The 20,444-nt window shown below is 72.8% G+C and carries 20 protein-coding genes; 13 read left to right on the top strand and 7 right to left on the bottom strand.

What is annotated here, in order from left to right; all coding sequences use genetic code 11:
- Positions 1 to 27 precede the first annotated feature (27 nt).
- Complete coding sequence (gene metG / locus DQE82_RS04605) at positions 28 to 1,830, bottom strand: methionine--tRNA ligase (RefSeq protein WP_043330658.1); 1,803 nt, start codon at positions 1,828 to 1,830, stop codon at positions 28 to 30.
- 127 nt (positions 1,831 to 1,957) lie between these two features.
- Here metG and DQE82_RS04610 point away from each other — a divergent pair, with 127 nt between their 5' ends.
- Positions 1,958 to 2,785: a hypothetical protein gene (locus tag DQE82_RS04610; protein ID WP_233514586.1), complete on the top strand. Its 828-nt coding sequence runs from the start codon at positions 1,958 to 1,960 to the stop codon at positions 2,783 to 2,785.
- A gap of 60 nt (positions 2,786 to 2,845) precedes the next feature.
- On the opposite strand, the gene rsmI is transcribed toward DQE82_RS04610, so the two are convergent.
- Entirely contained in the window at positions 2,846 to 3,685 is an 840-nt protein-coding gene (rsmI, locus tag DQE82_RS04615; RefSeq protein WP_370446783.1) for a 16S rRNA (cytidine(1402)-2'-O)-methyltransferase, read from the bottom strand.
- A gap of 92 nt (positions 3,686 to 3,777) precedes the next feature.
- Between rsmI and DQE82_RS04620 the strand changes: the two genes are divergently transcribed.
- The 3 genes from DQE82_RS04620 to DQE82_RS04630 all read left to right on the top strand — a co-directional run bounded on the left by DQE82_RS04620 (position 3,778) and on the right by DQE82_RS04630 (position 7,815).
- Positions 3,778 to 5,457 carry a dolichyl-phosphate-mannose--protein mannosyltransferase gene (locus tag DQE82_RS04620; RefSeq protein WP_043326824.1) on the top strand — a complete coding sequence of 560 codons (1,680 nt, stop codon included), beginning with the start codon at positions 3,778 to 3,780 and terminating at the stop codon, positions 5,455 to 5,457.
- A gap of 286 nt (positions 5,458 to 5,743) precedes the next feature.
- A complete protein-coding gene (locus DQE82_RS04625; protein ID WP_113972070.1) occupies positions 5,744 to 7,039 on the top strand; it encodes a VWA domain-containing protein in 1,296 nt (431 codons plus the stop codon).
- Between the two features lie 2 nt (positions 7,040 to 7,041).
- Complete coding sequence (locus DQE82_RS04630; RefSeq protein WP_113972071.1) at positions 7,042 to 7,815, top strand: peptidase; 774 nt, start codon at positions 7,042 to 7,044, stop codon at positions 7,813 to 7,815.
- 51 nt (positions 7,816 to 7,866) lie between these two features.
- On the opposite strand, the gene DQE82_RS04635 is transcribed toward DQE82_RS04630, so the two are convergent.
- Entirely contained in the window at positions 7,867 to 8,136 is a 270-nt protein-coding gene (locus DQE82_RS04635) for a hypothetical protein (RefSeq protein ID WP_113972072.1), read from the bottom strand.
- Between the two features lie 129 nt (positions 8,137 to 8,265).
- Here DQE82_RS04635 and DQE82_RS04640 point away from each other — a divergent pair, with 129 nt between their 5' ends.
- The 4 genes from DQE82_RS04640 (at position 8,266) to DQE82_RS04655 (ending at position 11,302) form a co-directional block, all read left to right on the top strand.
- A complete protein-coding gene (locus DQE82_RS04640; RefSeq protein ID WP_043326831.1) occupies positions 8,266 to 8,922 on the top strand; it encodes a 4'-phosphopantetheinyl transferase in 657 nt (218 codons plus the stop codon).
- Between the two features lie 75 nt (positions 8,923 to 8,997).
- On the top strand, positions 8,998 to 10,146 hold the full coding sequence (locus tag DQE82_RS04645; protein WP_113972073.1) for a DUF4352 domain-containing protein: 1,149 nt from the start codon (positions 8,998 to 9,000) through the stop codon (positions 10,144 to 10,146).
- Between the two features lie 128 nt (positions 10,147 to 10,274).
- Positions 10,275 to 10,994, top strand: coding sequence for a VOC family protein (locus tag DQE82_RS04650; RefSeq protein WP_113972074.1), 720 nt, complete (start codon positions 10,275 to 10,277; stop codon positions 10,992 to 10,994).
- 116 nt (positions 10,995 to 11,110) lie between these two features.
- Complete coding sequence (locus tag DQE82_RS04655) at positions 11,111 to 11,302, top strand: hypothetical protein (RefSeq protein ID WP_043326835.1); 192 nt, start codon at positions 11,111 to 11,113, stop codon at positions 11,300 to 11,302.
- Between the two features lie 236 nt (positions 11,303 to 11,538).
- On the opposite strand, the gene DQE82_RS04660 is transcribed toward DQE82_RS04655, so the two are convergent.
- Positions 11,539 to 11,994: a hypothetical protein gene (locus DQE82_RS04660; protein WP_124778959.1), complete on the bottom strand. Its 456-nt coding sequence runs from the start codon at positions 11,992 to 11,994 to the stop codon at positions 11,539 to 11,541.
- 103 nt (positions 11,995 to 12,097) lie between these two features.
- Between DQE82_RS04660 and DQE82_RS04665 the strand changes: the two genes are divergently transcribed.
- A complete protein-coding gene (locus DQE82_RS04665; protein WP_113972075.1) occupies positions 12,098 to 12,562 on the top strand; it encodes a hypothetical protein in 465 nt (154 codons plus the stop codon).
- 6 nt (positions 12,563 to 12,568) lie between these two features.
- On the opposite strand, the gene DQE82_RS04670 is transcribed toward DQE82_RS04665, so the two are convergent.
- Both DQE82_RS04670 and DQE82_RS04675 read right to left on the bottom strand, forming a co-directional pair.
- Complete coding sequence (locus DQE82_RS04670) at positions 12,569 to 13,438, bottom strand: alpha/beta fold hydrolase (RefSeq protein WP_113972076.1); 870 nt, start codon at positions 13,436 to 13,438, stop codon at positions 12,569 to 12,571.
- A 110-nt stretch (positions 13,439 to 13,548) separates the two neighbouring features.
- Positions 13,549 to 15,657, bottom strand: coding sequence for a cellulase family glycosylhydrolase (locus DQE82_RS04675; RefSeq protein WP_113972077.1), 2,109 nt, complete (start codon positions 15,655 to 15,657; stop codon positions 13,549 to 13,551).
- Between the two features lie 289 nt (positions 15,658 to 15,946).
- Here DQE82_RS04675 and DQE82_RS04680 point away from each other — a divergent pair, with 289 nt between their 5' ends.
- On the top strand, positions 15,947 to 16,405 hold the full coding sequence (locus tag DQE82_RS04680; RefSeq protein WP_051611237.1) for a lamin tail domain-containing protein: 459 nt from the start codon (positions 15,947 to 15,949) through the stop codon (positions 16,403 to 16,405).
- Positions 16,406 to 16,459: 54 nt separating this feature from the next.
- Here DQE82_RS04680 and DQE82_RS04685 read toward each other — a convergent pair whose 3' ends face one another.
- On the bottom strand, positions 16,460 to 17,467 hold the full coding sequence (locus tag DQE82_RS04685) for a saccharopine dehydrogenase NADP-binding domain-containing protein (RefSeq protein ID WP_113972078.1): 1,008 nt from the start codon (positions 17,465 to 17,467) through the stop codon (positions 16,460 to 16,462).
- 94 nt (positions 17,468 to 17,561) lie between these two features.
- Here DQE82_RS04685 and DQE82_RS04690 point away from each other — a divergent pair, with 94 nt between their 5' ends.
- The 3 genes from DQE82_RS04690 (at position 17,562) to DQE82_RS04700 (ending at position 20,423) form a co-directional block, all read left to right on the top strand.
- Positions 17,562 to 18,500 carry a helix-turn-helix domain-containing protein gene (locus DQE82_RS04690; protein WP_113972079.1) on the top strand — a complete coding sequence of 313 codons (939 nt, stop codon included), beginning with the start codon at positions 17,562 to 17,564 and terminating at the stop codon, positions 18,498 to 18,500.
- A 72-nt stretch (positions 18,501 to 18,572) separates the two neighbouring features.
- Positions 18,573 to 20,006 (top strand): rifampin monooxygenase, encoded by a 1,434-nt coding sequence (gene rox, locus DQE82_RS04695; RefSeq protein ID WP_113972080.1) that lies wholly within the window; start codon positions 18,573 to 18,575, stop codon positions 20,004 to 20,006.
- 33 nt (positions 20,007 to 20,039) lie between these two features.
- Positions 20,040 to 20,423, top strand: coding sequence for a hypothetical protein (locus tag DQE82_RS04700; protein WP_181373821.1), 384 nt, complete (start codon positions 20,040 to 20,042; stop codon positions 20,421 to 20,423).
- The last annotated feature ends 21 nt before the right edge of the window (positions 20,424 to 20,444 follow it).

Below are 20,444 nucleotides of genomic sequence, written 5' to 3' on the forward strand. Positions count from 1 at the left end.
CCCCGGGGCCGCGGTTCGCGCGCGTGCTCAGCCGGCCAGCCGGGCCAGCTCCTCCTCGACGATGGACGGGTCGAGCTTGCGGAACACCGGCTTCGGCGCCGCGAGCGGCCGGCCCACTTCCAGGGGTACGGACTCCCAGCGCGCCCCGACCGTGTAGTCACCGGTCAGCACCGGGTACGACGGCCCGCCGTCGAGGTCGTCGACCTCCTCGATCACCGGCATCGGGGCGTGCGTGCCGGTGCCGCCGAGCAGCTCGTGGATCTTCTGGGCGGAGTGCGGCAGGAACGGGGTGAGCAGCGTGTTGGCGTCGCTGACCACCTGGAGGGCGACGTGCAGGATGGTGCCCATGCGGGGCTTGTCGTCCTCGCCCTTGAGCTTCCAGGGCGCCTGCTCGGAGAGGTACTTGTTGGCCTCGGCGACGACCTTCATGGCCTCGCCGATGGCCTGCTTCTGCCGGTGCCGGGCGATCAGGTCGCCGACGGTGGCGAAGCCCGCCTTCGCGGTGTCCAGCAGCGCCTGGTCGGCCTCGGTGAGCCCGGCCGGGTCGACCGGCGGGACGGCGCCGAAGTTCTTCGCCGCCATCGACACCGACCGGTTGACCAGGTTGCCCCAGCCGGCGACCAGTTCGTCGTTGTTGCGGCGCAGGAACTCGGCCCAGGTGAAGTCGGTGTCGTTGCTCTCCGGGCCGGCCACCGCGATGAAGTAGCGCAGCGCGTCGGCGTCGTAGCGCTCCAGGAAGTCCCGGACGTAGATGACCACCTTGCGGGAGGAGGAGAACTTCCGGCCCTCCATGGTGAGGTATTCGCTGGAGACGACCTCGGTGGGCAGGTTGAGCCGGCCCAGCTCGCCCGGCTCGCCGTCGCGGGCCCCCTCACCGGAGTAGCCGCCGAGCAGCGCCGGCCAGATCACCGAGTGGAAGACGATGTTGTCCTTGCCCATGAAGTAGTAGGAGCGGGCGTCCTTCCCTTCCCCGTCCGCCGACCACCACTTGCGCCAGGCCTCCGGGTCGCCGGTGCGGCGGGCCCACTCGATGGACGCGGACAGGTAGCCGATGACCGCGTCGAACCACACGTAGATCCGCTTGTCCGGCCGGTCGCGCCAGTCGTCCAGCGGGATCGGCACGCCCCACTCCAGGTCGCGGGTGATGGCCCGGGGCTGGAGGTCGTCGAGCAGGTTGCGGGAGAACCGCAGCACGTTGGGGCGCCAGCCCTCGCGGTTGTCCAGCCACTGCCGCAGCGCGTCGGCCAGGGCGGGCAGGTCGAGGAAGAAGTGCTCGGTCTCGACGAACTCCGGCGTCTCCCCGTTGATCTTCGACTTGGGGTCGATCAGGTCGATCGGGTCGAGCTGGTTGCCGCAGTTGTCGCACTGGTCGCCGCGCGCGCTGTCGTAGCCGCAGATCGGGCAGGTGCCCTCGATGTAGCGGTCGGGCAGCGTCCGGCCGGTGGACGGGGAGATCGCGCCGGTGGTGACCTTCGGGACGATGTAGCCGTTGCGGTACAGGCCGGTGAACAGCTCCTGCACCACGGCGTAGTGGTTGCGCGTGGTGGTGCGGGTGAACAGGTCGTACGACAGGCCCAGCGCCCGCAGGTCCTCGGCGATCACCCGGTTGTAGCGGTCGGCCAGTTCGCGCGGGGTGACTCCCTCGGCGTCGGCCTGCACCTGGATCGGGGTGCCGTGTTCGTCGGTGCCGGAGACCATGAGCACGTCGTGGCCGGCCATCCGCATGTACCGGGCGAAGACGTCGGAGGGAACGCCGAATCCGGATACGTGGCCGATGTGGCGCGGGCCGTTGGCGTAGGGCCAGGCGACCGCGGCGAGAACGTGACTCATGAGCAGCAAGCCTAGTGATTGCGGTGGGCGGGCCGCGAACCAATGGGCGGCAGGCGCCGGCCGTACGTCCGATTTGTCGCCGACACGCGGCGTGAGCTTCACCGCAAGCCGGGCGTACCGGTGTGAAATGAACATCGTGACCAACAGACCAGCGGCGCCGGAGCCGTCGGCGGCCACCACCCGGCGGGCGCGACCCGCCCCGGCGGGCACGCCCGTCGCGCCGCAGCCCCGGCTCGACCCGGCGGACCCGCCGGTCGAGGTGGAGCCCACCACCGGCGCGCCGGTGGACGCGGTGCCGAGCCGGGTGCCGGTGCGGCAGCCCCGCTGGCAGCGCAGGGCCGCGCAGGCGGGCGGCTGGGCGCCGATCGAGGAGGTGCACTGGGACGGCACGCCGCTGCGCGACGAGCCGCACCCGCTCCCCGCCCGGCCGCCGGTCCGGCGGGCGCCGGCCCGCCCGGTCCTCCCGCCGACCCCGCCCGTCGGCCTCGCCGTGCTGCTGGCGTTGAGCCTGCTCGCCGCGTTCTTCGCCTGGGTGAGCGCGGGGCCGTTCTGGCTGGCCGCGGGGCATTCGACAGGCGGCACCGTGATGATCACCGAGTGCGCGGGCGGCGGGCTCACCCAGCGTTGCCGGGGGATCTTCCTGGCCGACGGCGACCGGTTCCAGGCCCACGGCGTACGGGTCAGTGGCGTACCGGCCGGGCGGACCGCCACCGGCACCCTGCTGCCGGCCCGGATGACCGGGCCGGACGGATCGACCGCCTACGCGGACACCGGCCCCGGACAGCACCTGCGCTGGCTGCTCGGGCTGGCGCTGGTGGCCGGGTGCGCCGCCGGGATCGCCAGGTGGACCGGCGCGACCCGGCTCGCGGACGAGCGGCAGCGGCGCTGGGCGGTCGGCCTGGCGCTGGCCGGGCCGGCGCTGATCACCGTCGGGTTCCTGGCCGCCGCCTGGTGAGGTGAGGTGTTAAAAGGGGGCCCTTCCTCTACCGCAGGCGTTAAGAAGGGGCCCTTCCTTTCAGCTGTGCACCACCGCGTACACCTCGCGCCGTCGCAGCCCGTACGCGGTGGCGACCTCGGTGATCGCGTCGCGCCGGGACAGCCCGGCCGCCTCGCGCTCGGCCACCGCGGCGCGCAGCGTGTCGTCGTCGGGCCGGACCGCGGGCCTGGCCGGCGCGCCCGCCACGACGAGCGTGATCTCACCCCGGGGATCGCCGTCGGCGGCCCACTCGGCCAGCTCGCCGAGCGGACGGCGGACCACCTCCTCGTACGTCTTGGTCAGCTCGCGGCAGAGCGCGGCGGGCCGGTCGGCGCCGAACGCCTCGGCCAGGTCGGCCAGCGCGCCGGCGATGCGGTGCGGCGCCTCGAAGAACACCAGCGTGCGGTCCTCGGCGGCGAGCGCCCGCAGGCGGGAGCGGCGGGCGCCGGGGGTACGGGGCAGGAAGCCCTCGAAGCAGAACCTGTCGCAGGGCAGCCCGGACAGCGCCAGCGCGGTGGTGACGGCGCTCGGCCCGGGCGCGGCGGTGACCGGCACGCCCGCGTCCAGGGCGGCCCGGACCAGCCGGTATCCGGGGTCGGAGACGCTCGGCATGCCTCCGTCGGTGACCAGCGCGACCGTGTAGCCGGCGACGAGCACCTCGGCCAGCTCCGGGGTGCGCCGCTCCTCGTTGCCCTCGAAGTAGGAGACGATCCGGCCGGGCACCGTCACGTCGAGGTCGCGGGCGAGCCGGGTGAGCCGCCGGGTGTCCTCGGCGGCGACCACGTCGGCGACGGCCAGCACCTCCCGGAACCGGGCGGACGCGTCGGCCGGGTTGCCCAGCGGCGCGCCGAGCAACACCAGCCGTCCGACCTCGGACATTTCCCCCACGGCGCGTGCTCCCTCATCGATGGTCGTACCAATTTCGGAGACGATGGACGCCACCGGGCACCCTCGCAGCCTACGATCGCCGGGTGACGAGTGCGTCGACAGCACAGAGCGCGAACCCGGACCCTTCCACCGCCGAGCGCGGCGACGGCAGCGGGGGCGGGCTGCCCGCCGCCGTGCGGCGCCGGCTCGCCACCGTCGACGACCGCATCGGTCGGGGGCAGGCGTGGCTGGCCACAGCCGTGGTGGTGGCGATCGCGGCGATCCTGCGCTTCGTGGGGCTCAGTTTCCCGCCCGGCAAGGTCTTCGACGAGACCTACTACGCCAAGGACGCGTACGGGCTGATCGACCGCGGCGTCGAGTGGAACTACAAGGACAACGGCCCCTCGTACGTGGTGCATCCGCCGCTGGGCAAGTGGATGATCGGGATCGGCGAGTGGGCCTTCGGCTACCAGGACGCGGACAGCGGCGTCTCGGTGCCGGGCCACCTGATCACGACGTCGCCGGAGTTCGGCTGGCGGTTCGGCGCGGCGGTGGCCGGCACACTGTCGGTGCTGCTGCTGGTCCGCATCGGCCGGCGGATGTTCCGGTCCACGGTGCTGGGCTGCGCGGCGGGCCTGCTGCTCGCGCTCGACGGGTTCCACCTGGTGCTGTCCCGCACGGCCATCCTCGACATCTTCCTGCTGCTGTTCGTGCTGGCCGCGTTCGGCGCGCTGGTGCTCGACCGGGACGCCCGGCGACGGCGCTGGACGCGGGCCCTGGAGGCCGGGCTCGACCCGACCCGGCCGGGGCGGGCCGGGCGGCCTCCGTCCGGTTGGCGGAACTGGCCGTGGTGGCGGCTGGCGGCCGGGGTGCTGCTCGGCTGCGCCTGCTCGGTCAAGTGGAGCGCGATCTACTTCGTGCCGGCGTTCGCGCTGCTGGTGCTGTTCTGGGAGGTGGGCGTCCGCCGTTCGGCCGGGGTTCGCCGCCCGTGGCGTGACGCGGTGCTGGACGAGCTGCCCTGGCTGCTCGCGGCCGGCGTGCTGATGGTGGTCACCTACGTCGCGACCTGGTCGGGCTGGCTGCTCAGCGACGAGGGCTACTACCGCCTGGCCGAGCGCTACCCGAACAACCCGGAGCTGAGCGACACCCCGTTCATCGGGGCGCTGAACAACCTGTGGGAATACCACAAGGCCTCGTACGGCTTCCACACCCAGCTCGACGACCCGCACAAGTACCAGTCCTGGCCGTGGCAGTGGCTGCTGCTCGGCCGCCCGGTGGCGTTCCACTGGTCCGGGGACGGCAGTTGTGGCGCGCCGAGCTGCGCGTCGGAGGTGCTGCTGCTGGGCACGCCGCTGCTGTGGTGGTCGTTCCTGCCGGCGATCGCCGCGACCGCCTGGCTCGGCCTGGCCCGGCGGGACTGGCGGGCGGGCGCGATCCTGCTCAGCATCGCCGCCGGCCTGCTGCCGTGGTTCTGGTTCGCGCTCGACGGCCGGACGATGTTCTCCTTCTACGCCGCGCCCGCGGTGCCGTTCCTGGTGCTGGCGGTGGTCTATGTGCTCGGCGCGATCACCACTCCGGCGCCGGTAACCGCGACGACCGCTACGGCCGCGCCACCCGATCCGCAGCAGCTGCGGGATCGGCGGATGGTGGGCGGGATCATCGCGGGCGCCTATGTGTTGCTGGTGGCGCTCTGTTTCGCGTACTTCTACCCGATCTTCGTGGGCCGGGTGCTGCCGTACGCGGAGTGGTCGGCGCGGATGTGGCTGGACGGCCGCTGGATCTAGAGGCGCGGGCGCCGGCACAAAGAAGCGCGCCCCGATCGCCTGCCACGGGGGAAGCGGGCGATTGGGGCGCGCAAGACAGAGCTTAACCACACTCCGGCACGGGCACAACGGGTGCGGGCCGGTCAGATTTGCGACGGGCACGCCACTGCCGAAAGGTTCACCTCCGGCATCTAACAGTGGGTCATCCTGCGGGAACATAACGGGTTCGATCTCCGGCGCCAGGCAGGAGCGGAGGGACGCCGGACCCGGATGATCTTCCAAAGTGGATCTCACTACACTTCGCCCGGTGATCAACAAGAGACGATCGACGATTGTCCTCTTCGGACTGCTGACGGCCGCCGCGCTGATCGGACCGAGCCCCGCCGGGGCCGACGACGAGACCTCCGAGCCCGTCGCCGAGCCACCCAAGGTGGAGCTGGTCCTCGACGTCAGTGGCTCGATGCGGGCCCGGGACATCGACGGGCGCAGCCGGATCTCCGTCGCGCAGCAGGCGTTCAACGAGGTGGTCGACGCCCTGCCGGACGAGACACAGCTCGGCATCCGGGTGCTCGGCGCCACCTACCAGGGCAAGGACAAGAAGCAGGGCTGCCTGGACACCCAGCAGATCGTGCCGGTCGGCCCGGTGGACCGTACCCAGGCCAAGGCCGCCGTCGCCGGGCTGCGACCGACCGGTTTCACACCGGTCGGGCTGGCGCTGCGCTCCGCCGCGCAGGACCTGGGCACCGGCAGCACCGCCCGCCGGATCGTGCTGATCACCGACGGTGAGGACACCTGCGCCCCGCCCGACCCGTGCGAGGTGGCGCGCGAGCTGGCCGCCCAGGGCACCCGGCTCGTCGTGGACACGCTCGGCCTCGCCCCGGACGAGAAGGTACGCAAGCAGTTGCTCTGCATCGCCGGCGCGACCGGCGGCACCTACACGGCGGCGCAGAGCGCCGACGAGCTGACCGGCCGGATCAAGCAGCTCGTCGACCGGGCCCGGGACACGTACACGGCCACCCCGGCGGTGGTCGGCGGCGGCGCGGCGTGCCAGGGCGCGCCGCTGCTCGCCCCCGGCGTCTACAGCGACCGGGAGGCGTTCTCCGAGCACCGTTGGTACCGGGTGCCGGTGCGGCCCGGCCAGGAGCTGCGCGCCTCGGTGAGCGTCGCGCTGGACCGGCCGGTCAACCCGGACTACGGCGTGCTGCTGCGCGCCACCGCGCCGGACGGGCGGGAACTGGTCCGCGGCGTCGACGCCGGAAGCGGGCGCACCGACGTGGTCTCCGCCGGACTGCGCTGGTCGGCCGCCGAGGAGGAGGACGACGACGGCCCGAGCCCGGAGCCGAGTCCCGGCGCGGAGCAGGCCGTGCGAACCGTCTGCCTGGTGGTCAGCAACTCCTTCGCGGCCAAGCCCGGCACGCAGACCCAGCCGGGTATGCCGGTGGAGCTCACGGTCGACGTGGTCGCCGCCTCCCCCGCCCCGGACGGGCCGGACCTCGGCCGCGGCTGGGTGCTGCTGCTCCTGCTCACGCTGGCCGGACTGCTCACCGGGCTGGCCGCCGGACTGCTCACCCGCTGGTGGGTGCACACGTGGAGGGTGAACTGAGCATGCGTACGCTGATCCGCGCCGCGGCGGCGACCACCGCCGTCGGTCTCGCGCTCACCCCGGCGGCGGCCCTGGCCGCGCCCAGTCCGTCACCGGGCGCGACCACAGTGACCAAGGCCGGCACCTCGTTCCTCACCGCCACCACCGTCACCGCCGGGCAGCCGGTGCAGGTGGGCGCGTCGACCGGCGACCACCTGTACTGGTCGTTCCGGGCCGACGCCGGGCAGGTGCACGAGATCACCGCCACCGTCAGGTTCCCGAAGCGACGCACCGGCGCGTCCACCTGGACCGTCGACGTCTTCGACGGGCTGCGCCGCCGGCAGGCGTGCACGGCCGGCGCGCAGACGCCGACAGCGGACGCGGCGGCCACGAGCGTGGCGCTCGGCTGCACGCTGCGTCGGGTACGGCCGTGGGCCGAGCCGTGGTCGGGCGACCCGCTGCCCGGCACCTACTACGTCCGGCTCTCCGTCACCGACCTGCCCGAGCCCGACCTCGGCCTGCCGGTCGAGGTGGAGATGCTCGTCGGCGCCACCGACGAGGGCGGCGCGTCCGGCGACGACGGCGAGCTGGCCGCGCCGCTGGTGCCGAACACCAGGGCCGGCACGGTGCTGGCCGCCGAGCCGACCCCCGAGCCGGTGGCCGAGGAGGAGACCGACCTGACCGGCTGGCTCCCCGACGCGGGCTCGCGCTGGGTGTGGACCGGCGTGGGCGGCGTGCTCGCCGCCGTGGCCGGCGTGGTGGGCTTCGCGCTCACCCGGCGGCCCCGCCGCGGCTGAAGGACCACTCCCGGTGGCCGTCGTGAACCCGACACGACGGCCACCGGGAGCTCAGATCGTCCTCGAGCCGCGCGGCACCCAGCCGATGAACCGGTCCTGGAGCGCGGTGACCGGCACGGAGCGCAGATCCTGCGTGGCCGCGGCCAGGCAGGAGCCGAGATAGACGCTCAACGACGCCCGATCCACGTGGTACTCGCTCAGCAGGTGGTGACGTTTCGTGGCGCAGGGCCATTCGTCACCGCACGAGCCGCAGGTCCAGTCGGGGGTCACCGGCACGTGCTCGCCGTCCCGCCTCCCCGGTGCCTCCGCGCCACGCGTCATCCGCCGCTCCTTCCCTGTTCGGAATCGTGGTCGTGATGGGCCGGTTGCCTCCCCGCAACACACCTTCAGCGCCACCGCACGCCCCAGCGTTACGGTACGTTCACCGCGTGCCTCCGTCATCCGTCGCACGTGCGTGATCTGCTGCCGGCCGTGGTCGCCGTGTCGGTGGCCGGCCCGGCCGACTGGTCCGGCGAGCTGCTCCCGGCCGAACGAGCCGCCCTGGGCGAGCGCGCGGTGCTGCACCGCCGCCGCGACTTCACCGCCGGCCGGGTCTGCGCCCGCCGGGCACTCGCCACGCTCGGCCTGACCGGCACGCCGGTGCCGGCCGGCGCGGACCGGGCCCCGGTCTGGCCGCCCGGCGTCGTCGGCGCGATCACCCACACCCGGGACTACTGCGCGGCCGCCGCCGCCCGCGCCGCCGACGTGCGCGCCGTCGGCATCGACGCCGAGCGGCACCGCCCGCTCTCCCCCGGGGTACGACGGAAGGTGTGCCGCCCCGACGAGGAGGCGGACCTGGCCCGGCTGCCGGCCGGGATGCCCTGGCCGACCGTGTTGTTCAGCGCCAAGGAGACCGTCTACAAGGTCTGGCACCCGCTCGTCGGGACCTGGCTGGGCTTCGCCGACGCGCGCGTCACGCTCGACCCGCAGGCGGGCACGTTCCACGCCGAGATCGAGCCGGCCCGGCTCGCCGCCGCTCCGGTGGCCGACCCGCCGTCGCGCGTGACCGGACGGTTCGCGGTGGACGACGATCTGGTCCGCACCGCCGCCGTCCTGCCACATCGATGACGCCCTGTCGGCCGGGTTGACCCCGGCTTGTACCGTCGTTCCGACTGAAATCCCGAAGGCGCCCCAAGGAGTACGGTGAGCCAACCTCAGCCTCCGTCCGGGTCACCGGACCCGAACCAGCAGCCGCCGGAACCGCCGACGCAGGCGTTCCCCACCGCGCCGATGCCGCCGAGCGACCCCTACGAGCCGCCGCCCGCCCCGGACGCGCCGACGGCCCCGATCTCGGGCGCGCCCTACCCACCGCCTCCGGGCACGCCGCAGCCGCCGGTGTCGGGGCCGCCGCAGCCGTCGGTGTCGGGAGCGCCGTATCCGCCGGCCTCCGGGGCGCCGTACCCGCCGCAGCCGGGGCCGGGTGAGCAGTACCCGCCGCCCGCTCCCACCCAGGCGTTCCCGCCGGCGCCGCCGACCTCGGGCGCGCCGTACCCGCCGCCGGGAGGCGAGTACCAGCAGCCGGGCACCGCGTACCCGCCCCCGGGCAGTGAGTACCAGCAGCCGGGCGCGGCGTATCAGCCGCCGGGGGGCTACCCGCCGCCGGGCGGTGGGCAGCCGTACCCGCCCGCAGGCGCGCCGTATCAGCCGGGAGCGCCGTTCGGACCGCCGGCCAAGAAGTCGAACAAGAACGTCTGGATCACGATCGGCATCGTCGCGGCGCTCCTGCTGCTGCTCTGCTGCGGTGGCGGCATCTTCGCCGTCTACAGCGGCGTGAACAAGGCCCAGGAGGCGGTTGACTCGCTGCCCACGCCGGGCGTCACCTACGGCGTCCCGGACGAGCAGACCCCGACCGGCGGCCCCACCGGCACGCCGCAGCCGGGCACCACCGACGACAAGACCTTCAACATGCCGGCCGGCGACAAGCTGATCGTCAACGACACCGACGGCACCATCGAGATCACCGTCGGCAACTTCCGGACCCGGAACTCCGCCTGCAACGAGATCATGCCCGGCCCGAAGAAGGGCATGTTCCTGATCGCCGACGTGACCGCCGAGATCACCAAGGGCACCGGTTCGATCAACCCGTTCTACTTCTCCTGGGTGGCCGAGGACGGCACCGAGGAGAACGGCATCGGTGGCGCCTTCTCGGGGTGCGGCAAGCTGATGACCTCGGGCAACAACCTGCCCGCCGGCTCCAAGCGCAGCGGTCAGCTCATCTTCGACGTCAAGGACCAGAACGGCGTCGTCGAGTACAAGCACCGCTTCCGTACCGCCGGGTCCTGGAAGCCCTGACCCGCGCCTGACCCCGCACCGGGGCCGGTCCGTCTCGGACCGGCCCCGGTGCCCGTTCGGACAATGCCCGTCGGCCGTTCGGGCCTTTCCATGTGCGCGTGGGCGCTCCCGGTGGCCAGGCTCGGAGCATGGCGAACGAGACGACCATCCCGCTGCTGCCCTGCCGCTCACTTGACGACGTGGCGCCCTTCTACCAGGCGCTCGGCTTCGAGGTGACGCACCGGCAGGAGCGCCCCAACCCGTACCTGGCCCTGCGCCGGGAGGACCTCAACCTGCACTTCTTCGGGATGCCCGGGTTCGACCCCGCCGACTCGTACGGCTCCTGCCTGGTGGTGGTCGACGACCTGACCGTCCTGCACCGCGCCTTCGCCGACGGCATGCGCGCCACGTACGGCAAGGTGCTGGTCGCCGGCGTACCCCGGATGACCCGGCCCCGGCCCCGCCGCAACCAGGACGGGCATTCCGGGTTCAGCATCGTCGATCCTGGCGGCAACTGGATCCGGTTCGTGGCCCGGGCCTCGACGCCGGACGCCGACGACGACCGGGGCGGGCTCGCCCGTACGCTCGGCAACGCCGTGATGCAGGGCGACTCGCGCGGTAATCCCGCTCAGGCCGCGCGCATCCTCGACGGCGCGCTGGCCCGGCCCGACGCGGCCGACGAACCCGCCGTCCTGGTGGAGGCGCTGGTCTACCGGGCCGAGATGGCGCTGCAACTCGGGGAGCCGGAGGCCGCCCGGGAACGGGTACGGCAGGCCCGGTCGGTCCCACTGGACGACGAGTCGCGCGTCCGGCTGGCCGACACGCTGCGGCACGCCGAGGAGCTGCTCACGGCTCTGCCGACCGCATGACCGCCGGCCGGATGCGGGCTGACGCCGATCCGGTGGCGGCGGTTTGCCGTGCGGGTCAGCGGGGACGCGACGTGGCAGGCGGCGAGGGCCGCCACGCGACGATCCGGGGAGGCGGCATGAGCGTCGAACGGGCGAACAACGACCTGGAGAACCTGGCCGGTCCGGCCCGGGCCCGTCTGGGTGACCTGAACCAGGACGAACACGCCGAGGCCGACCGGGTGCGGGAACTGGACGAGATCCGCGGCAAGCGCCCCGGCGAGCACATCCAGGAGGACGCCCGCGACGCCGACGACAACTTCACCGCCTAGCTCCCCGTACCGCAGATCTTGGAAGCAAACGGCTGCCATAGGGGCCGAAATCTTCCAAGATCTCTCGGCGTCCGGTCATCCACGATGATCGGCTTGTGTGTCTCGACGGATCGGCGGCACGGGTCGCCGAGCGTCGATGCGAAACGCACCAGTTGACCAATCGCAATCATTGATGACGCAAGCAGACTGAGTTGCGTGACCAAGCCATCACCGCAGAGATCATGGCCGATACCGAATCAGTCCTGGTGGCGCCGGCTTTCCGGCGGCACGAAAGCCGTGCTCGTGTCCGGCGGCGTGCTGGTGCTGTGCTGCTGCGGCGGCGGGATCGCCGCCGTCGGCGGCGCGACGGACGAGAAGCCCGCGTCGATCAGCGCCGCCTCGACCGCGACCGCGCGCAGCGCCGATCCGCCCCCTGCCGCCCACTCGTCCGGCTCGCCCTCGAACGTCGCCGCACCGACCGACTCGCCGTCCGCTCCGCCGACGACGCGGGCCGCCGAGCCGTCGCCGCAGACCGCGACCGCGCGTCCGGCGCCCCGGCCGAAGCCGAAGCGGACCACGCCCAAGCCGACACCGAAGCGGACCACGAGCGCGCCCCGGACCACCAGGCCGTCCACCGGCACCGTCCAGGGCGCCGTCCACCCTGGCGCTTTCTGCTCGCCGGTCGGCGCGACCGGCCGTACCGTCAAGGGCACGCTGATGCGGTGCACGCGCAAGGCCGGCGAGGACCGGGCCCGGTGGCGCGCCGCGTGATCCGCATCGGCGGGCGGTGTCGGGGGTGGTTCCTATCCTGGGGCGATGGTTCTCACTGACGTCACCGGGTCCTGGGCCGGCACCAGCGGTTTCCGTCTGATGCCCGCCGATCCGCTCGCCGAGTCGCCGGCCACCGCCATTGTCGCGACCGCCGCCGGTGGACACCTGACCACCGTGTCGTACTCGTGGGCCCATCCGGGCGACGGGCCGCAGGACGGTCTGCTGGTGATCGCCGCCGGCGAGCAGCCGGGCTCGCTCGTCGCCTGGTGGGGCGACTCGTGGCACCAGCAGCCGACGCCGATGACGCTGACCGGCACGGCAGGCGGCGCGGCGGCGGTCGAGCTGAGCGCCGGGTACGGCGACGGATGGCAGTGGCGGATCACCGTGGACACCGCCGACCCGGCCACCCTGCGGCTGCGGATGGAGAACGTGGTTCCCGCCGACCAGGCGGGCGCCGACATGCCGGCCGGCCCCTACCCGGTCATGGTCACCGACGTGCGCCGCGCCTGAGTCCGGTCAGGCGGCGCCGTCGAGGATCTCCCGCAGCCGGCGCGCGAACGCCTCCGGCTGCCCGGCGTGGCCCATCTCCTCACCCAGGAATCCGCCGTGGTGGCTGGGGAAGACCGCGGCCTTGCCGCCGAGCAGCTCGGCCGCGGCCACCGACGTGCGTCCGGTGAAGGTGTCCGCCGACTCCTCGCCCACCGCGACGACGACCCGGGTACGCGCCGCGCGCAGCGCGTCCACGTCCGGCCGGAAGCGGGTGACCGCCGCGGCGCGGTCGGAGAGCAGCGGGTCGTCCCGGCTGCCGTCGTCCTCGGTCGGCATGCCGAACGCGGCGGGGTCGGGCAGCGGCTGGGCGAAGTACTCGTCGGTGAACTCGCCCCGCCACGACGTCATGGCGATGAACGCCGCCATACCCGCCCCCCAGCCGCTCTTCTGGTACGCCTCCTGGCAGGTGGCCATGGCCCGCCGGGCGGCCTCGGCGTCGGGAAGCACCTGCACCAGCGGCGGCTCGTGCGCCACGAGCGTGGCCACCGCGTCCGGGTACGCGGCCACCAGGGCGAGCGCGGTCACCGCGCCGCCGCTGCTGGCGAACATGTCCAGCGGTCCCGTGCCGAGGGCGTCGATGATGTCGCGTACGTCCCGGGCCTGGACCTCGGGCACGTCGTCGCCGCGGCCGTCCTTGCGGACGCTGCGCCCGAGCCCGCGCGGGTCGTACGTGACGACGGTCCGGTCCGGGAAGTACGAGGCCAGCGTGGCGAAGCCGTCGGCGCACATGGGCTGGCCGATCATGAACAGCGGGCGGTGTCCGGCGTCGGCGGCGGTCGTCGTGCGAATGTCGTAGACGAGGTCGACCTCGGGCGTCTGCAGAGTAAGCGTGTTCATGCCTCTGTCGACCGTCGCCGGCCCGGGAACTCATCGGTCCGGCGGGGAACTCCGCCGGGACCGGCTCGCGGCGGTGTCGACGCCCACCGCCGCGAGCCGTGCCGTCGCCGTCAGCTCACCGTGCCGGTGACGGTGCTGCCGGACTTCGTCACGTAGTAGGTCAGCTTCGTGCCGCTCCAGAAGTGGAACGTCAGGGTGACCCGCTGACCGTCGTTGACCTCGGCGAAGAACTCCGGCTTCAGCGCGATCGTGTTGCCGGTGTAGTTCGGCGCGAACGTCACGTCGAACTCCTTGTACGAGGTCCAGTTGTGCGGGCCGGCGTTGCTGCCGTCCGCGTACTTGGCCTCCATGGTGGCGAGCTGGTCGCCGCGGAACTGCGCCGGGAGCGTGAACGCGGCGGTGGTGCCGGTCGCGTTGGAGAGCACCGGCGGGTCGTACGTGATGATGCTGATCCGCCACGGCACGCCCGCGGAGAAGCGTGCCTGGAGGTTGGCGTTCACGCCGTACGCGCGGGAGCCGACCAGCCGGCTGAGCGCCGACGCGGTGAGCGTCAGTGTGCTGCCGGAGACCGTGTAGTCGGTGCCGTTGACCAGGTCGGTGGTGCCCTGGCGCAGCCCCTGGAACGTGGTGCCGTTCAGGTTGAGCGTCAGGCTCTTGGCGGTGATCGTGCCGGTGCGCGGCACGTACACCTGGTCGCTGGACGCGGTGCCGGAGCGGGTGGTCCAGCTCGACTTGATCTGCGCGAACAGCTCGGGGTCCTTCCACACGAACGACGTGCGGTCGAAGTGCTGGCCGTTGTCCCAGAGCTGGGTGGTCAGCTTGCGGCTGCGCGCGTAGTGGCCGAGGAACTCGAAGAACTTCAGCTTCTCGCCCTGCTCGATGGTGCCGGTGTGCCGGTCGAAGCCGAGCAGCCCGTATTCGCCGATGATCACCGGGATGTTGCGGGTGACGAAGGCGTTGTAGACGCGGTCGAACTGGTCGGTCAGGTCCTGCTGGACCGTCGCGTCGAACTTGGTGCCGCCGGCGACGTTCACGCTGAACGGCCAGTACCCGTAGAAGTGCACGGTGGCGATCAGGTTCGGGTCGTTGAGCGTGTTGAACGTGCTGACCAGCTCGTCCACCCGGGCCTGCTCGGCGGAGGTGTGCAGGGTCGGCAGGACGAGCAACCGGGTGGCGTTGTTCCCGCCGGACTGGCGGACGATGCGGTGGAACGACGTGTTCAGCTCGTTGAGCAGCGTGGCGTTCTGCGCGTCGCCGGAGCTGCCGGTGAACTGCGGCTCGTTGACGCTCTCGAAGGTCAGCTTCGGCGAGGAGTCCTTGAACGCGGCGGCGATCTGGGTCCAGAGCGCGTTGTAGCGGTTCAGCACGCCTGTGCGGTCGGTGGGCATCGTGTTGATCCACTGCCACGAGTCGTGGTGGATGTTGAGCACCACGTAGAAGCCGTCAGCGAGCGCCCAGCCGACCACCTCGCGTACGCGGTTGAGCCAGGCGGAGTCGATCGTGTAGTTCGGCGCGGCGCCGTGGTGGTTGCTCCAGGTCACCGGGATGCGGATGCTGTTGAAGCCCTGCGCCCGGACGTTGTCCAGCAACGCCTCGGTGACCCGCGGGTTGCCCCAGGCGGTCTCGTCCGCGCCGACCGCGTCGAAGGAGTTGCCGAGGTTCCAGCCGGGCTGCATGGCGGCGACGGCGGCCATGGCGTTGCCGGCCGGCGGCGGGGTGGTGGGCGGCGGCGTGGTCGGGGGCGGCGTCGTGGTCGGCGGTGGCGTCGTGGTCGGCGGCGGGGTGGTTCCGCCGACGCCGCCGGTGCAGGCCACGCCGTTGAGCGTGAACGCGGTGGGCGCGGTGTTCGCGCCGGTCCAGGAGCCGTTGAAGCCGAACGAGACGGTGCCGTTCGTGGCGATCGCGCCGTTGTAACCGACGTTCGTGGCGGTGACGTCGGCGCCGGAGGAGGTGACCGTGGCGCTCCACGCCTGGGTGACCCGCTGGCCGGACGGGAACGTCCAGCGCAGGTTCCAGCCGTTGACCGGGTCACCCAGGTTCGTCACGTCGACGTTCGCGGTGAAGCCGCCGGGCCACTGGCTGGCGGTCGTGTAGGTGACGCGGCAGCCGGCCGCCGCCTGGGCGTTCGTCGCCAGCAGTGCGGTGCCGGCCACGAGTGTGGCGGCGGTCGCCGCGACCAGGCCGACCCGCAATCGGGCGGTACGGAAAGAGCGGAACATGGTGGTTCCTTCGTGGTGGGGTGGGCGCGTGGACGGGGAGGGCGGGGCGCGCACCCGCCCAGCGCGAGAATAAGTTTGGATTCCAAACATTGTCAATCGGCGCATGTGGATGCGTAACCGTTCCGGCGTCCCGGCCTCACCCCACCGACCGGGCCGGTTCGACGACCGGCCACACCGGACCCGCCAGCCGGTCCGAAACCCGCCGGACACGCCTCGTGGGAACAATTTCGGCCGGGAATCCTCGCTACGCTCTCGCCCGCCAACACCGCTCTGACCTCAAGGGGACATCGTGCGCAGAAGGCTTCTCGGCATCGCGTCGGCGATCACCATCGCCCTCGCCGGCACGTTCGCCGCCGCCGCTCCGGCCCAGGCCGCCACGCCGCCTTTCATGATCACCAAGGTGTACTACGACTCCCCCGGCAAGGACACCCGCTCGAACGCGAGCCTGAACGCCGAGTACGTCCAGCTGACCAACAAGCGCAAGACGGTCCAGAACCTCAAGGGCTACTACGTGCGCGACAAGGCCGGCCACGTCTACTCGTTCACCGGCGACTTCAAGGTGGCCGCCGGGAACAGCATCGTCATCCACACCGGCAAGGGCACCAACAAGGGCACCCACCGCTACTGGGGCCGCGCCGCGTACGTCTGGAACAACGACGGCGACACCGCCTACCTGCGCAACCCCTCCGGCAGCCTGGTCGACAGCTGCAGCTGGGGCAAGGGCGGACGCGGCTACACCAGCTGCTGACCACCCGCGAAACGGCCGGCCCACCCGATCCGGGGGGCCGGCCGTCTCCGTCCGTCACGCCGCGAGCGACCGCACGGTGAGGTGGTCCGACAGCGCGCGCAGGAAGTCCGGCGCGTCGAAGATCCGGCCGGCCGAGGCGACACCCTTGGCCCGGGCACGCCCGGTGAGCAAACGGTGCACCGCCTCGACCGCGAGCGGCGCGCTGATCGCATAGATGTCCCGCCCGTGCGCGACCACCCGCCGCCGGACGTCACCGGCACGCACGACCACGTCGACGGCGAACGTCTGCGCGGACCGGCCCCGCTCGTCCACAGCGGCCGGAGCGTCCCCCGCCGCCAGGTCGCGGGCCGCGTCGGCGGTCATGTACGTGCACACCTCCGGGATGTCCAGGTGACTCGGCACGGTCACCACGTCGGCCATGGTGAACTCGCCGAGCACCGGCCGCACCCCCAGCGGCGCCGGGAACTCCCAGTCCAGCCGGGGCAGGTCGCCGTCGGCGTACACCAGTCGCCCGTCGGTGAAGCGGACCCGCCGGCCGTCGCGGCGCTCGCGCGACACGACGCCGGAGGCGACCGTCCCGGCCGTCGGGTGCCAGCTGCTCAGCCCGTACGCGACGTGCGCCTCGTCGGCCGCCGTCCAGTCCCCCATCGCGGCGGTGACCAGCAGGTCACCGAGTCCGCCGAAGAACGCCATGGCGGGCACCACAGCGACGCCGGCCGCCTCGGCACGCTCGGCGTGGTGCGCGAACGTGTCCCGGTTGGCCTCGATCTCGGCCGCCACGTCGACGTAGGGAATCCCGGCGCGCAGCGCGGCCTCGATCAGCGGACCCGCGGTCGAGGCGAACGGCCCGGCGCAGTTGACCACCGCCGCTGCCCCGGCCAGCGCCCGGTCCAGCGAGGCCGGATCGTCCACCGACGCCACCCGGTGCTCCCCCTCCGGGAACGCGGCCGCCAGCTTCCCGGCGTCGCGCCCGAGCGGCAGCGGCTCGTACCCCCGCTCACGCAGCTCCGCCACCACGAACCGCCCGGTGTGCCCGTACGCCCCGAACACCGCCACCCGCATGACGCCCCCTCAGAAGATCGACTGGAATGATCCTCGCCGGGCTGGCCGGGGCGGGGCCAGTGTCGCAAACGCCAATGCCCGTACAGTTTCGGACATGGCCACCATCGCGCTCGCCGCCACCGACGGGATGCTGCACTTCGAACTGGCCGCGGCCTGCGAGATCTTCGTCCGCGACCCGACCGGGCTGGCCGACCCCTGGTACGACCTGGTGGTCTGCGGCCCCGGCCCGATCGGCGTCGGCCGGTTCGCCGTCACGCCCGACCACGGGCTGGACCACCTGGCCCGCGCCGACACGGTGATCGTCCCGGCGATCGAGGACACCGACGCCGACCCGCCGTCCGACCTGGTCGACGCGGTCCGCGCCGCCCACGACGCGGGCGCTCGGATGGTTTCCCTCTGCACCGGCGCGTTCGTGCTCGCCGCCGCCGGCATCCTCGACGGGCTGCGCGCCACCACCCACTGGGCGCACACCGAGGCGCTCGCCGCCCGCTACCCCCGCGTCCACGTCGACCCGGACGTGCTCTACGTGGACAACGGCACCGTGCTCGCCTCCGCCGGCAAGGCCGCCGCCATCGACCTCTGCCTGCACCTGATCCGCCGCGACCACGGCTCCACGGTCGCCAACGCGGTCGCCCGCCGCCTGGTCGTGCCGCCGCACCGCGCCGGCGGCCAGGCCCAGTTCGTCACCACGCCGGTCCCGGCCCGCGAGGACCACCCGCTCGCCGCGCTGCTGCCGTGGGCGATGGCGCGGCTGGACCGCCCGCTGACCGTCGCGGACCTGGCCCGCCAGGCCAATATGAGCACCCGCAACCTGGTCCGCCACTTCACCGCCGCGACCGGCGCCACGCCGTCGCAGTGGCTGGCCACCCAGCGCATCCGGCGGGCGCAGGAACTGCTGGAGAACACCGACGACAGCATCGACGCCGTCGCCGAGGCATCAGGCATGGGTACGGCGACGACGCTGCGCCGGCACTTCCACCGCACAGTTGGCGTGCCGCCGGACACCTACCGCCGGACGTTCCGCCGAGGCTGACCGGCACAGCGGCTATGGTCGGTTCGTGCCGCCCGAGGGGACGGTCGCCTGACAATCGGCACGGGGGAAGCTGTGTTCGACGTGATCGTGGTCGGCGGCGGGCCGACCGGCATGATGCTGGCGAGCGAGTTGCGCCTCCAGGGCATCGGCGTGCTCGTGCTGGAGCGCGACGCCGAGCCGCCGCCGTACGTGCGCTCGCTCGGGCTGCACGTCCGCAGCATCGAGGTGATGGACCAGCGCGGGCTGCTGGAGCGGTTCCTGGAACACGGCGGCACGCACCCGATCCGGGGGTTCTTCGCCGGCATCGACAAGCCCGCACCCGCCGATCTGGACACCGCCCACCCGTACGTGCTCGGCATCCCGCAGACGCTCACCGACCGGCTGCTCGCCGACCACGCGGCCGAGGTCGGGGCCGAGATCCGGCGCGGCAGTGCGGTGACCGGGCTGGAGCAGGACGACGGCGGCGTGACCGTCCACCTCGACTCCGCGAGTGCGCCGCCGCTGCGGGCGCGGTTCGTCGTCGGCTGCGACGGTGGGCGCAGCACCGTCCGGAAGCTGCTCGGCGTCGGATTCCCCGGCGAGCCGTCGACAGTCGACACGCTGCTGGGCGAGATGGAGGTGACCGCCTCCCCGGACGAGATCACCACGATCATGACCGAGGTACGCCGCACCGAGAAGCGGTTCGGGCTCGGCCCGTCGGGCACGCCCGGCGTGTTCCGGGTGGTCGTGCCGGCGGCCGACGTGACCTCGGCACCGCCGACGCTGGAGGACTTCAAACGGCAACTGACCGCGTACGCGGGCACCGACTTCGGCGTGCACTCGCCCCGCTGGCTGTCCCGCTTCGGCGACGCGACCCGCCTGGCCGAGCACTACCGGGTCGGGCGGGTGTTCCTGGCCGGCGACGCCGCGCACGTCCACCCGCCGCTGGGCGGGCAGGGGCTCAACCTCGGCATCCAGGACGCGTTCAACCTGGGCTGGAAGCTGGCGGCGGAGGTGAACGGGTGGGCGCCGGACGACCTGCTCGACACCTACGAGTCCGAGCGGCGCCCGGTGGCCGCCGACGTGCTGACGAACACGCGCGCGCAGATGCTGCTGACCACGAACGAGCCCGGACCGCAGGCGGTACGGCAGGTGCTGACGCAGCTCATGGACTTCGACGAGGTCAACCGCTTCCTGATCGAGAAGGTCACCGCGATCAGCGTCAGGTACGACGTCGGCGAGGGTCATCCTCTGCTCGGACGGCGGCTGCGCGACGTACCGCTGCCGCAGGGACGCCTGTACGAGCTGATGCGTACCGGCGGCGGGTTGTTGCTGGACGGGACCGGGAAGCTGTCGGTGGACGGCTGGGCCGACCGGGTCGGGCTCGTCGCCGGCACCGGCGACGAGCTGGACGTGCCGGCGGCGCTGCTGCGGCCGGACGGTCACGTGGTTTGGGTGGGCGACGACCAGCGGACGCTGGAGGGCGCGCTGACCAGATGGTTCGGCGGCGGGACGGTTCGCGGGTAGCGACGGCGCACGGACTCGGCAATGATCAGCTTCATGTCCGACGACAACCTGGCCGACACCTGGCGTCGCATCATCCTGGGAGACGGCAAGTCCTGGGTCGTGTTCGCGCACGGCACGTGCGTCGTCCTGCCGGACCCCGCGCCGGGCGTCGACCTCGCCGCACAGGCCGTCGAGATCCTGCGCGAGTACGGCCCCGTCCACGTCGGCTCGCCGTCCGCGGACTTCGGTACCGTCACGCTCGATCCCGGCCCCGGCTGGGCGGTCTACGGCCATCACCACGACGTGTTGACCTACGTCGGCCCGGACGAGGTCTCGGACGACAGCGACCTTGCTGTCGGTCTGTACGGGCGCCACAAGCGAGATCGAGACGGCCATGAGCTGACCGTCGTCCACGTCGAGGACAAGCGGCCCCGCTGACGCGCGTCGGCGCTGCGGGTT

This window comes from Micromonospora sp. LHW51205 (genome assembly GCF_003315815.1).
Taxonomy (GTDB): domain Bacteria; phylum Actinomycetota; class Actinomycetes; order Mycobacteriales; family Micromonosporaceae; genus Micromonospora; species Micromonospora chalcea.